Genomic DNA, 12,703 nt, shown 5'->3' with positions numbered 1-12,703 from the left:
TTATTCCATCTGCTATCCATTTAAATCATTGTTACTGTTACAAGGAGGAACCTGCAATATGAAAACAATCAGATTATTATATCCGGATCATGTCAGCGGAGGACTGGAAACCTATTATTTTGGCGCAAATCTGCTGGCGCACATACTGCCGGCGAATGCTAGTCAGCCACTGGTGAAGGTGGAAGTCCCGCCTCCTGATGGCAAGAAAAAAACAATAACAGACGGAATCTATGCAAAGAAAGAAGTTCTTGCCGGAATCAAGGATGCAGTAAAAAAGATTGACAGGGAAAAGCCTGACAGGATTATCACGATTGGCGGCAACTGTATGGTTTCTTTGGCGCCATTCGACTATTTGCATGGATTATATGATAATATTGGAATCATCTGGATTGACGCGCATCCGGATGTTTCTACTGTAAAAGATGGTTATCCAAATGCCCATGCTATGGTGCTTGGCTCGCTGATGGGGCATGGGGCAGATTCCCTATCGGGAATGATGAAAAACAAAAAATTTATGTCGGACGAAATTCTGTACTTCGGCCTTCAGAACCTCCATGGATATCAGGAGAAGTTTTTGAATGACATGGGGGTGAGCTACAAGGTGCAGACAGATAAATTTATATCTGATGATGAGATCAGAGAATTCATGCAGCGTTTTGAGCATATTCTGATTCATTTTGATATCGACGTCCTGGACGAACGTTTGTTCCACTCCACATATTTTGCAGATGGAAGTCTTGTTGGAGATGGCGCCGGAGGGGGGAAAATGACAGTTGAAAAACTTTCCAAAGCGCTGAAGTATATAACGGAAAATTCTGATGTCGTGGGATTTACCATTGCAGAGTATCTTCCATTCGATGAGTACAGACTTCATAAAATGTTTTCTGAAATCAATATTTTCACAGATTGCTGACGTCTCATTTACAGGTCCGCCGCTGAATGGAGAGCCTTTAGAAGGAACATACGGCTATGAATCCCCTCAAAATATTTTTGAGAGCAGAGATAACAGTATCGCCCCAGGACCGTTTTCGGTCCTGGGGCGGTCTTGTTTCATCCGGGAATTTTTCAGCGCATCTGCATCATGAGAAAGGTACGGCCGGAAGATCCAGTACACCAGCTTCTTTGATTCCAGCAGAAACCATCTTTTTTCTGGAAAAATAGAAAAGAGCATGGAGACTTTTCTCCAATTCCTCAGAAAAACGGCGGCTGTCCCCGGCTTCCAGGCTTTCCATAAGGCCGTCGGCATATATGCTCGGACTGGGCGCGGGCGGCAGATATGAAAGCGGATAGCCCCAGATAAGTTGACTCAGCAGATGTTCGTAGATATCCAGGATGGATAAATATTTTTCAGAGCAGAGAAGGAGATCCAGGCAGACCATCTCCACAAGTCCGGTCCGGTTCATATCTTTGGCGATACGGAGCTTGGATACGGCATCGAGAAGCTCTGGCTTTTTTAAATGGGGTATGATTCCTTCTGCCACTTTTCGGCAGGTAATGGCCAGGATTTGGAGACAGCGCAGAAAGGAGAGGATTTTCTTCTGAACCTGAGAATCCAGCCAGCTGACTTTTTCAAGGCTTTCTTTTTCAGAAAGGACCCTTGTTCCCCTGCCGTTGATGGATTCGGTCATTCCCAGATCATTTAGGAGTTTGATGGTCCGGCGCATGGTAATGAGCGCGGCGGAAAATTCCTCTGCCAAAGCAGACGCAGACGGCAGAAAGGCGCCTGCGGGATAGATTCCGTAGAAGATTCGGTAGATCAGTTTGCCGGCGATGGCTCCGCTGATCTGGGGCTTCGACCAGCGGTAAAAGTTTTCAGCAGGCAGGGATTCAGACCGTGGAACAAAGGCAAATTGATAATTCTGATAAATTTTGTCGATTAATTCCTGAAGCTTTATGAAATTTCCTTCTTTTCTCACGATAAGGAGCTCCCGAAAATACTGACATATCAGTTTATGAGGGGCCTGCCATTCCGCGTTGTCCTGATACATGCGGGAGAGGAAGAAGGGATAGGAATACAGCAGTATATCGTAGTAGAGATCGGCCAGCAGAGGATTCCGCAGTCTGCTGACGATTCCGGACAAAAATCGTATTACCGGCTCATCCCAGGCATTGCCGGGACTGTCCAGAATCCGGTTTAATGATTCCAGGTCCTCGTCTTCGCAGAGAAAAAGTCCGTAACAGAAAATGCTTGGCAAAAAAAGCGCCAGACTCTGGTACAGATCTTGGAATGTCTGTTCCGGGGTATACAGGCAGGACGGCAGTTTTTTGTCGGCGGCAGGAGTATAGGTGAGTACAGGCCGCTTATTCTTGACCATAAGGATATAACCGTCTTCTTCCAGCATTTTATAGGCGCAGCGTATCGTCATGGTCGAGACATGGAACATCCTGCCGAGACTGTGAATGGATGGAAACGGTTCTTTTTCCGGATAGAATCCATAGTGGATCCGTGCCATCATATATCGGTAGATCAGAATCTGAAAATTTTTCTTTTCCAATGGTCAGGCACCGTTCTTTCTTAAGTATCTGTGATAAAGTATACCATGTTTTCCTGGAGAAATCTATTTTTAAGCTTACTTGATCATTAATAGATTCTTCTTTATTTCTGTTTCTAAATGTGATATGATGATAAAGGTCGAGAAATGACGGTATGCGCCAGAATATCATAGTATGAAAAAGGAAGATGATCTCCGATTATCGTTTTGAAGAATATTTGCCAGGAGGACTCAATATGAAAAATAAAATGGAAACGGACTCCGCCGGAAGTGTGACAGTTCAATCGGCTGATTATGAATATAATACCCTGATGAGACTTTTGGGGGTAAGTGTGAGCAAACATCTGATGGATGAACATTTTACGCTGATCTGGGCCAATGATTTTTATTATGAGCTGATCGGCTGGAAAAAAGAGGAATACGAGACATGCTTTCACAACCGTCCCGACCTTTATTACGCGGATTATCAGGAGGAATGGAGGGAACTGACAGAGACGGTCATGGATGCGATCGAGAAGCATCTGAACGGGTATCATCTGGTGTCAAAGATGCCCCGGAAAGACGGCGGACACGTATGGGTGCAGATCTGCAATTCTTTTTCAGATGAGTATGTAAACGGATTTCAGATTTCGTATACAGTCATGACCAATATTGATGACTTGGTGCGGGTACAGAAAGAACAGTCAGTCACTTACAGCAACCTGCCGGGGTTCGTAGCTAAGTATCGGATAGATGAAGACGGGTTTCGTTTTATGCACGCAAATGACCGATTCACAGAGTCCTTTGATGGATTTACGGAAAACGGCCTGTATAACAGGATCACGAATTATGAATCGGAACAGAACCATGCCGCGTATCGTCAAAATTTTCCGTTGATGCGTATAGGAAAGCCGGTCCGTTTCACACTGCAGGCAAAGGACAGAACAGGGGGAGACATGTGGCTTCAGGTAAACGGGGACTGTGTCGACTGGTGGAACGATAATCCTGTTTATCTTGTCATCTACATCGATGTAACAGATATCACGGAACAGAGAGAGCTGCGAAAACAGCTGGAAGAACGTTCGGAAATGCTGCATAACGCGCTGAAATCTGCAGAACAAGCCAACCGGGCGAAATCGGAATTTCTGTCCCGCATGAGTCATGATATCCGCACACCTATGAATGCGATCATAGGCATGACTGCCATTGCAGGCACTCACATTGATGACAGAGAACGTGTAATAAACTGTCTGGAAAAAATCACATTATCTTCAAAACTGCTTTTAAGCCTGATCAATGAAGTACTGGATATGGCGAGGATCGAAAGTGGGCGTCTCTCCCTTTCTGAGGAAGAATTCAGCCTGAGCGATCTGCTTCAGAATATAATTACGGTCATGCAGCCGTCCATCATGGATAAGCGTCATCATTTCAATATTCACGCTTACGGCCTGCGGCATGAACATGTTGTGGGTGATCCGCAGCGAATACAACAGGTCTTTTTAAATATTCTGTCTAATGCGGTCAAATATACGCCGGACAACGGGGAGATTCTGTTTGAGATCAGAGAAAAGCATTCCCGGATTCAGGGCTGTGGCTGCTATGAATTTATTTTTAAGGATAATGGCTATGGCATGAAGCCGGAATTTCTGCAAAAGCTTTTTACTCCTTTTGAACGGGCGGATGACGCTGATATCCGTTCCATTCAGGGGACAGGGCTTGGCATGGCCATCAGCCAGAATATCGTCCGAATGATGAACGGCGATATCCAGGTGGAAAGTGTCTATGGGGAGGGATCAAAATTTACAGTCATTCTGTATTTGGAGGTCTGTGAAGAGGAAAAGCTGGATTTAAAGCTGGAAGAGACGTTTCCTGTATTGGTGGTGGACGATGACAGGATTGCCTGCGAGACCGTCTGTGAACGGCTGGATGAGATTGGACTTAGCAGCAGATGGGTGCTGAGTGGAGAAGAAGCAGTGGAAGAGGTTGAGAAGAACCATCGGAGAAGTGAGGATTTTCTTGCTGTGATCATAGATCTGACGATGCCGGGGATGAACGGTATCGAGACGACGAAGAAGATTCGGGCTGTGGCAGGTCCTGATATTCCGATTATCCTGATCTCCGCTTATGACTGGCTGGATTATGAAGAAGAAGCGCTGGCGGCAGGAGCCAACGGCTTTGTCGTCAAGCCGATGCTGAAGTCCAATCTGGTCTATACGATTAAAAAATACGTTTTGAAAGAAAACATGGAATCCAACGCGAGGCCTCAGATGCAGTCAGAACGGTCCTATAAAGGGAAACGGCTGTTATTGGTGGAGGACAACGCCATTAATCGGGAAATAGCGGAAGAAATCCTCGGACAGACCGGGTTTGCGGTGGAAACGGCGGAAAACGGGCTGGATGCGGTCGAACGGTTTTCTGCCGTTCCGGAATTCTATTATGACCTCGTTTTTATGGATCTGCAGATGCCGGTGATGGATGGGCTGGAGGCAGCCCGCCGGATGCGGGGCATGAACAGAAAGGACGCAGATTCTGTTCCAATCGTGGCCATGACTGCGAACGCGATGAAGGAAGATATAGAAGCCTCCATAGCTGCGGGGATGAATGCCCATCTGGCAAAGCCCCTTGAATTGGAACTGCTGTATCGGGTGATGGAAAAATACGCAGGCGGCTGAACGACCGCCTTTTCCTTATGGAAATAGACGGGAAATCAAAAAATGTCAGAAAGTGTTCTTGACAAAATGGTTAGATAATGCTAACATGAGCATGGTTAGGAAAATCTAACCATATATTTTTGAATACTGGTTAGTTCATGCTTACCATTGAGAGAGGGATGAATATGATGCCGTTGACATTAGCAGTTATCGGGGAAGAAAACATGATCAGAAAGGTCAGTGGAAAGCCGGAGGTCCGGGCACATCTGGAGAACCTTGGTTTTGTTCCGGGAGGCAGCATTACCGTGGTTTCCACTATGGGAGGAAATCTCATAGTAAATGTGAAGGATTCACGCGTGGCGATCAGCCGGGAGATGGCTGGAAAGATCATGGTGCAGGCCAGTACAGAGAATCAGGAGGAGACAGTATGAAGACATTGAGGCAAGTGAAAGTGGGCAATTTGGCCAAGGTGGTAAAGCTCCACGGTGAAGGCGCGGTGAAGCGCAGGATTATGGATATGGGCATTACGCGTGGTGTGGAAATCCATGTTCGGAAGGTGGCTCCTTTGGGCGATCCCATAGAGATTACCGTCAGAGGCTATGAGCTGTCCATCCGGAAAGCGGATGCGGATATGATTGAAGTAGAATAACCATGGGGGGCGCGGCTCCCTGTTTTTCAGAATGAAGGTTAGAGGAGACTAATTATTTTTGGAAAGGACAGAATGCTATGGATATCAAAATTGCTCTTGCGGGGAATCCCAACAGCGGCAAGACGACATTATTCAATGCCTTGACCGGTTCTAACCAGTTTGTGGGAAACTGGCCGGGAGTAACTGTTGAAAAAAAAGAAGGAAAACTGAAAAAACACGACAATGTGGTCATCATGGACCTTCCAGGTATTTATTCGCTCTCGCCCTATACCTTGGAAGAGGTTGTGGCAAGAAATTATCTGATAAGCGAAAGGCCGAATGCCATCTTAAATATCATTGACGGGACGAACCTGGAAAGAAATCTGTATCTGACTACTCAGCTTACAGAGCTGGGGATTCCTGTGGTGGTAGCCGTCAATATGATGGATGTTGTCAAGAAAAACGGAGATAAGATCAATGTCGGTGAACTTTCCAGACAGCTCGGCTGCAAAGTCGTAGAGATTTCTGCACTAAAGGGAATGGGAATCATGGAAGCGGCTGAAGAAGCTGTGAAGGCTGCCGGAGGAACAAAGACGGTGCCGCAGCACAGCTTCAGCGGCGTCGTGGAGCACGCGATTGCCCATATTGAAGAAGCGGCCGTCCATAATATGCCGCTGGAACAGCAGCGATGGTATGCGATCAAAATCTTTGAGCGGGATGAGAAGGTACTGGAACAGCTTAAGCTGGACAAAACGGTGCTTGCCCATATTGAAGGAGATATAAGAGCGGCGGAGAAAGAGCTGGATGATGACGCGGAAAGCATCATCACCAATGAGCGATATGTTTACATAGCATCCATTATAAAAGGCTGCTGCAAGAAAAAGAACGCGGGAGGCCTTTCCACCTCGGATAAAATTGACCGGGTGGTGACCAACCGTTTCCTGGCTCTTCCAATCTTTGCGGTGGTCATGTTCATCGTTTATTTTGTATCGGTCAGCACCGTAGGAACGATTGCGACGGACTGGGCCAATGACGGTGTGTTCGGTGACGGATGGCACCTGTTTGGAATCGGTTCTTCCGCGTATGAAGAGGCGGCAGAAGAGTATGCAGTGCCCGGCGCGGTGACGGAAGCGTTTGAAGCGGCCGCGGAAGAAGCCGGACTGGATCCGGAGGATGCGGCAGACCTTGAAACGACGGCGTATCTATACGACGACGACGGAAATGTGGAGGAAGAGATTCCTGTCACCTATGATACTTATTTGGAGGCTGCCGGGCAGGAAGAGCCGGATCCCGCCGATTTCGGCGTATGGGTGCCTGGAATTCCCGTGTTTGTGGAAAAAGGACTGGATGCGGTCAATTGCGCTTCCTGGCTGAAAGGGCTGATACTGGACGGCATCATAGCCGGCGTCGGGGCTGTACTCGGATTTGTACCCCAGATGCTCGTTCTGTTCCTGTTCCTGGCATTTTTAGAGAGCTGCGGTTATATGGCACGTATCGCTTTCGTTATGGACCGTATTTTCCGGAAGTTTGGACTTTCCGGTAAATCCTTTATTCCTATGCTGATCGGTACCGGCTGCGGTGTTCCCGGCATCATGGCGTCAAGGACCATCGAAAATGACCGTGACCGTAAAATGACGATCATGACCACGACCTTTATCCCCTGCGGCGCAAAGCTGCCGATCATCGCCCTGATTGCAGGAGCTCTGTTCGGAGGAGCCTGGTGGGTAGCGCCCAGCGCTTACTTTATCGGTATCGCGGCAATCGTCATTTCCGGCATCATGCTGAAAAAAACGAAGATGTTTGCAGGCGATCCTGCTCCGTTTGTCATGGAGCTTCCCGCTTATCACTGGCCGACTGTCGGCAATGTACTCCGTTCCATGTGGGAGAGAGGCTGGTCCTTTATTAAAAAGGCCGGTACGATCATCCTGCTCGCGACGATTCTGGTATGGTTCACTTCTTCCTTCGGCTGGGCCGATGGAAAATTTGGCATGGTGGAGATGAATGACAGTATCCTGGCTGCCGTCGGAAATGCGGTCGCATGGATATTCGCGCCTCTTGGCTGGGGACACTGGCAGGGAGCGGTGGCTACCGTCACCGGCCTGATCGCAAAGGAAAACGTAGTGGGGACCTTCGGCGTCCTGTTTGGAGGCTTTGATGAAGTCGCGGAAAACGGCTGGCAGATTTGGAGCAACATGCGCGCCGCTTTCACACCTTTGGCTGCTTATTCGTTCCTGATCTTCAATCTTCTGTGTGCCCCTTGCTTTGCGGCGATTGGCGCGATCAAGCGTGAGATGAACAGTGCTAAGTGGACTTGGTTCGCGATTGGTTATCAGTGCCTGTTCGCCTATGGGATTGCTTTTGTGGTCTACCAGTTAGGTATGCTGTTCACCGGCGGCGGAAATGTGATAGGTGCGGTCATCGCGTTTGTGATCGTGGCATTTATCCTGTTCATGCTGTTCCGTCCCTATAAAGAGAGCAATACACTGAACACAAAGATCAAGATAAAAGCAGGAGCATGACATAACATCATATAAGAGGATACGGAGCGCTGCAGTCTACTGCACGCTCCGTATTTATTTACCTTCAAGTATCAGATTTTATTTGATTTTTGCCGGCCGTGATAGGAGACAATGCCTGGATTGGCGGCAGAGTGATTCAGGATAATTTGTGAGGCCACCGGAGTCTTTTACAGAGGAGGAGATTCAAGCCTTACGGAAATACGGGTCAGATAATTTTCAGCACCGCTGACAGCCAGCTCATCCAGGAGGTAATCTTCAAAGAAATCTTCACTCAGGGGCCCGGAATTTAACGAGACGTACTGGAGAAGCTTTTGATAAGTCTCACCTATACGGTTCCAGTGCCCCTTATGATAAGCGCAGAGATAGCGGCCGGCCGGTTTTACTGTGTAGGCCAGCTTTTTTGGCGGAGTGTCAAAAAGCAGGTAAAAGATGTGATAATCCTGATAAATACCGCGGGATATTGAGGAATATTTTTGAATATAACCTACGTTATACGGACTTTTGAACCCATGCTTTTCGCAGTGGTCATAGAGAGCGGCAATCTTCTGTGCCACTGCCGTATCTTCCGTCACCGCAGTATAAGTGGATACATAGTATTGCTCCGGGAATTCGAGGATTTCCAGAGAGGCAGATTCCTTTTCCAGGGATTTTTGCAGCAGGGAGGCTTTTGTCCGGAGCCAGTCCCGGGTTCTTTTCAGGCGGGTGATCTTTTGGCTGACGAGTGCTTCCTCGTCGGCAAGCAGCTTTTGAAACGCTTCGGGACTTTTGTGAGCGAGATAGTCCTGTATCTGAGACAGGGGCATGTCCAGTTCCCGCAGGATACAGATGACATCGAAACTTTCCAGCTGTTCAATGGAGTAATAGCGGTAGCCATTATCTGCCCGGAGGGCAGGACGGAAGAGGCCGATGTCATCATAATGAAAGAGGGTGTGCTTGGTAGTGCCGGCGGCCCTGGCGAATTCCCCGGCGGTGAGATAACGGTTATGTTCCATATCTGGACCGATTTAACCTTTCTTAATGTAAAAAATTTGTATTTTCTATTGACTATTGGGTTACCCGATACCTTATCATACCTCATGGAAGAGGAAAAAGTAAAGGAAAGAGGGAGTATTATGAGTAATTCAATTTCACAGGAATTCAAATTTTTTTCATTGATTCGGTTCGCGCTCCCTACCATAATCATGATGATGTTCATGTCCCTTTATACCATTGTGGATGGGATCTTTATCTCACGGATGGTAGGAAGCCTTGCACTGTCGGCCAACAATATCGTCTATCCGGCGGCAAATGTATTGATGGCGGTAGGCATCATGCTGGCGACAGGGGGAAGCGCTGTAATAGCAAAAAAAATTGGTGAGAAAAAGGAAAAAGAAGCCAATGAGAATTTTACGATGATTATTTTGGTGGGTGTCGGAATGGGCGTGTTGGGAATGGTCTTTGGAAATTTGTATCTGGAGCCTCTGTGCCGTCTTCTCGGGGCCACGGACGCGCTGCTGGAATACAGTGCCGCCTATCTGAGCGTTATCCTGTATTTTGCGCCTATGTGCATGCTGCAGATGCTGTTTCAGTCCTTTTTCGTGACGGCAGGCAGGCCCAAGCTGGGACTGGGACTGATCTTGGCTGGAGGGATCGCCAATATCATACTGGATTATGTTTTCATGGGGCCTGTCGGAATGGGAGTCTCCGGAGCGGCTCTGGCCACTGGAATCGGGCAGTCAATTCCCGCGGTGGCGGGAATCTTGTTTTTTGCGTTCCGAAAAACAGGTCTTCGGTTCGCGAAGCCGAAATTTGACGGAAGAGTCTTGGGGAACAGCTGCTTCAATGGTTCTTCGGAGATGGTCACGAACCTGTCCACGGCGGTCATCACATATTTGTTCAACATCATTATGCTGAAGCTGGCAAAGGAACCCGGAGTGGCGGCCATGACAGTGGTTCTGTACGGCCAGTTCTTGTTCAACGCTCTGTATTTGGGATTCAGCATCGGGGTGGCGCCGGTATTCAGCTATAATCTAGGCGCTGGGCGGAAGGAGCTGCTGCGGAGGATATATCGGATCTCCATCCGATTTGTGATGATCTCCGCGGTCATTATCACCGCTGCCGCATGGGCGGGAGCTCCATTTATCGCTCAGGTTTTTATGGAGAAGGGAACAGAAGCTTATGAACTGGCCAGCAGGGGAGGGACATTGTTTGCTTTCAATTATCTGTTTGCCGGTACGAATATCCTGGCTTCCGGAATCTTCACCGCTTTGTCGGACGGGAAGACCTCAGCTTTGATCTCTTTTCTGAGGACCTTTGTTTTTATAGTGGCTGCAGTACTGGTACTGCCCCGTGTTCTGGGAGCCGACGGCGTATGGCTGTCCATACCGGCAGCAGAGGTGCTGACTCTTACTGTGTCCTTACCCTGCCTGTTTTCATATTTTAGCAAGAGAGAGAGGAGAATGACGTCTTTTGATTGACAGATTGGAAGGCATATGCTATAATGTCTCCCAATAAGAGGGAGTAGCCAAACGTCGTGAGACGGGTTTGAAATCGTCACCCGATACCGAAGAGGTATCCGTATCAAATGAGAAGTGCAAGACTTTTATTGTGGCAGGTGTGCTGGAATAAAAGTCTTTTTTATTTCATATTAGATGGAATCTATTGATGAAAGATATCCGGTCTCTTACCTGCCGCGGGAAATGCCTGAGGGCAGGAAAGGAGACGTATGGAGGAAAAGAATTATAAGATGAGGAAACAGATGCAGGAGACTTGCGAGGCGATTGAAGCCGGAGAACAGGCGCTTCACAGCCTGAAATGTGCGGAGAGTCATCTGGGAAGCGCCAGGGGATGGGGCGTCTGGGATATGTTTGGCGGAGGGTTCTTCGCCAGCCTGATCAAACATTCCAAGATTGATGATGCCAGAGAAGAGATTGAGAGGGCCAAATTCCACCTGCTGCAGTTTCAGAAGGAGCTGTCGGATATACAGGTTCCCATGGAGTTTCAAGTGGAGATCGGTAGTTTTCTGACTTTTGCAGATTTCTTTTTTGACGGATTGGCAGCGGACTGGCTGGTCCAGTCCAGGATACAGGAAGCCAGGGAGCAGGTCGAGGATGCCAGAATAAGAGTAGAAGGAATTCTGATGAACTTAAAAAGCTGGTATTCTTGTCTCCGCCTGGAAGATGGGAGGTAATGATATGGGATTGTTGGGAAATGTAATCTGGTTTATTTTCGGAGGTCTTTTAAGCGGCCTCAGCTGGTGCCTGGCGGGCTGTCTGTGGTGCATAAGTATCGTGGGTATTCCCATAGGCCTGCAGTGTTTTAAGTTTGCGGGCCTCAGCTTTTTTCCTTTTGGAAAGGAGGTCCATTACGGAGGCGGTGCAGGCTCCTTCTTATTAAACATAATCTGGCTGATCGTATCGGGACTTCCCATGGCCCTGGAGTTCGCGGTACTGGGACTTTTATTCTGTGTGACCATTGTAGGGATTCCCTTTGGGATGCAGCAGTTCAAGCTGGCAAAGCTGGCACTGATGCCTTTTGGGGCGGAAGTGTACTGAGCATAGACGAACCCCGAAGGCGGGGCGGGAGAAGCTCTCTTTGCTTGACTATGCCCGGAAGGAAAGTTATAATAAAGCATTAGAATCAAAACGTTATTTGCAGCATTTAATAATAGGAAGCTGGAGGATACGCAGATCGTGGAAGAACAGGGAATCCGTTTGAATAAATATTTGAGTGAAGCAGGCGTCTGCTCCCGCAGGGAAGCTGACAGACTCATCTCTCAGGGCAGGGTGACGGTGGACGGCGGGACTGCGTCCATGGGCCAGAAGGTCTTGCCGGGCCAGCAGGTATGTGTGGACGGTAAGGCGGTGGGAGGAAAGGAACGTCCGGTACTCCTTCTGGTGAATAAGCCTTCAGGTGTGGTATGTACTACCGCGGCATTTAAAGGCGAAAAAAACATTGTGGATTTGGTGAATTATCCAATACGCGTGTATCCGGTCGGACGCCTGGACAAGGAATCAGAAGGGCTTATTCTGATGACAAACCAGGGAGAGCTGGTGAATAAAATACTCCGGAGGGGAAATGCTCATAGCAAGGAATATCTGGTGAAGGTGAATAAACCGGTGACATCTGAGTTCCTGCAGGCCATGGCAAAAGGCGTGCCAATCCTGGATACGGTGACGGCGCCCTGCCGGATAGAAAAGACCGGGCCGCAGGAATTCCGCATAATCCTGGTTCAGGGGCTCAACCGTCAGATTCGGCGGATGTGTGAGTATTTTGATTACCGTGTGAGAGGACTCAGGCGGATAAGAGTCATGAACTTTACCGTGGACGGCATTCCCGTCGGAAGTTATCGGGAAGCGGCTCCAGAGGAGTATGAAGCGCTTCAGGAGCTTCTTAAGAACTCCAGCGGAAAACCGTGGAAAGAGCTCAATAAGAATAAAAATCGTTAAGACAACG

The 12,703-nt window shown here is 48.2% G+C and carries 11 protein-coding genes; 9 read left to right on the top strand and 2 right to left on the bottom strand.

The features are described 5' to 3' along the window. Nucleotides 1-58 precede the first annotated feature (58 nt). On the top strand, nucleotides 59-913 hold the full coding sequence (locus LQE92_RS02795) for an arginase family protein (RefSeq protein WP_231061481.1): 855 nt from the start codon (nucleotides 59-61) through the stop codon (nucleotides 911-913). Between the two features lie 166 nt (nucleotides 914-1,079). Here LQE92_RS02795 and LQE92_RS02790 read toward each other — a convergent pair whose 3' ends face one another. Beyond that, on the bottom strand, nucleotides 1,080-2,495 hold the full coding sequence (locus tag LQE92_RS02790; protein ID WP_231061480.1) for a GntR family transcriptional regulator: 1,416 nt from the start codon (nucleotides 2,493-2,495) through the stop codon (nucleotides 1,080-1,082). 233 nt (nucleotides 2,496-2,728) lie between these two features. Here LQE92_RS02790 and LQE92_RS02785 point away from each other — a divergent pair, with 233 nt between their 5' ends. The 4 genes from LQE92_RS02785 (at nucleotide 2,729) to feoB (ending at nucleotide 8,269) form a co-directional block, all read left to right on the top strand. After that, nucleotides 2,729-5,143: a PAS domain-containing hybrid sensor histidine kinase/response regulator gene (locus LQE92_RS02785; RefSeq protein WP_231061479.1), complete on the top strand. Its 2,415-nt coding sequence runs from the start codon at nucleotides 2,729-2,731 to the stop codon at nucleotides 5,141-5,143. Nucleotides 5,144-5,310: 167 nt separating this feature from the next. Continuing rightward, the gene (locus LQE92_RS02780) at nucleotides 5,311-5,553 is read left to right on the top strand and encodes a FeoA family protein (protein ID WP_334301389.1); all 243 of its coding nucleotides are present in this window, start codon (nucleotides 5,311-5,313) and stop codon (nucleotides 5,551-5,553) included. After that, a complete protein-coding gene (locus LQE92_RS02775; protein WP_231061477.1) occupies nucleotides 5,550-5,771 on the top strand; it encodes a FeoA family protein in 222 nt (73 codons plus the stop codon). Before LQE92_RS02780 ends, LQE92_RS02775 begins: the two co-directional genes overlap by 4 nt. Before the next feature lie 77 nt (nucleotides 5,772-5,848). Continuing rightward, entirely contained in the window at nucleotides 5,849-8,269 is a 2,421-nt protein-coding gene (gene feoB, locus LQE92_RS02770) for a ferrous iron transport protein B (RefSeq protein WP_231061476.1), read from the top strand. A gap of 167 nt (nucleotides 8,270-8,436) precedes the next feature. Here feoB and LQE92_RS02765 read toward each other — a convergent pair whose 3' ends face one another. Further along, complete coding sequence (locus LQE92_RS02765) at nucleotides 8,437-9,261, bottom strand: MerR family transcriptional regulator (protein WP_231061475.1); 825 nt, start codon at nucleotides 9,259-9,261, stop codon at nucleotides 8,437-8,439. Nucleotides 9,262-9,381: 120 nt separating this feature from the next. Here LQE92_RS02765 and LQE92_RS02760 point away from each other — a divergent pair, with 120 nt between their 5' ends. The 4 genes from LQE92_RS02760 (at nucleotide 9,382) to LQE92_RS02745 (ending at nucleotide 12,696) form a co-directional block, all read left to right on the top strand. Then, on the top strand, nucleotides 9,382-10,725 hold the full coding sequence (locus LQE92_RS02760; protein ID WP_231061474.1) for an MATE family efflux transporter: 1,344 nt from the start codon (nucleotides 9,382-9,384) through the stop codon (nucleotides 10,723-10,725). Nucleotides 10,726-10,973: 248 nt separating this feature from the next. Next, entirely contained in the window at nucleotides 10,974-11,438 is a 465-nt protein-coding gene (locus LQE92_RS02755; protein ID WP_231061473.1) for a hypothetical protein, read from the top strand. 4 nt (nucleotides 11,439-11,442) lie between these two features. Continuing rightward, nucleotides 11,443-11,802 (top strand): YccF domain-containing protein, encoded by a 360-nt coding sequence (locus tag LQE92_RS02750; RefSeq protein ID WP_231061472.1) that lies wholly within the window; start codon nucleotides 11,443-11,445, stop codon nucleotides 11,800-11,802. Between the two features lie 138 nt (nucleotides 11,803-11,940). Next, nucleotides 11,941-12,696 (top strand): pseudouridine synthase, encoded by a 756-nt coding sequence (locus tag LQE92_RS02745; protein ID WP_231061471.1) that lies wholly within the window; start codon nucleotides 11,941-11,943, stop codon nucleotides 12,694-12,696. Nucleotides 12,697-12,703 lie beyond the last annotated feature (7 nt).

It is taken from the genome of Lientehia hominis (assembly GCF_021044755.1).
Classification (GTDB): Bacteria; Bacillota; Clostridia; order Lachnospirales; family Lachnospiraceae; genus Lientehia; species Lientehia hominis.
Note: the sequence above shows the minus strand (reverse complement) of the source record. Positions and strands in the feature narration are given on the sequence as shown.

Bases quoted from the DNA above. Each gene is read 5' to 3' on its own strand.
- LQE92_RS02795 (WP_231061481.1), top strand. From the start codon at position 59: ATGAAAACAATCAGATTATTATATCCGGATCATGTCAGCGGAGGACTG.
- LQE92_RS02785 (WP_231061479.1), top strand. From the start codon at position 2,729: ATGAAAAATAAAATGGAAACGGACTCCGCCGGAAGTGTGACAGTTCAA.
- LQE92_RS02780 (WP_334301389.1), top strand. From the start codon at position 5,311: ATGCCGTTGACATTAGCAGTTATCGGGGAAGAAAACATGATCAGAAAG.
- LQE92_RS02775 (WP_231061477.1), top strand. From the start codon at position 5,550: ATGAAGACATTGAGGCAAGTGAAAGTGGGCAATTTGGCCAAGGTGGTA.
- feoB (WP_231061476.1), top strand. From the start codon at position 5,849: ATGGATATCAAAATTGCTCTTGCGGGGAATCCCAACAGCGGCAAGACG.
- LQE92_RS02765 (WP_231061475.1), bottom strand. From the start codon at position 9,261: ATGGAACATAACCGTTATCTCACCGCCGGGGAATTCGCCAGGGCCGCC.
- LQE92_RS02760 (WP_231061474.1), top strand. From the start codon at position 9,382: ATGAGTAATTCAATTTCACAGGAATTCAAATTTTTTTCATTGATTCGG.
- LQE92_RS02755 (WP_231061473.1), top strand. From the start codon at position 10,974: ATGGAGGAAAAGAATTATAAGATGAGGAAACAGATGCAGGAGACTTGC.
- LQE92_RS02750 (WP_231061472.1), top strand. From the start codon at position 11,443: ATGGGATTGTTGGGAAATGTAATCTGGTTTATTTTCGGAGGTCTTTTA.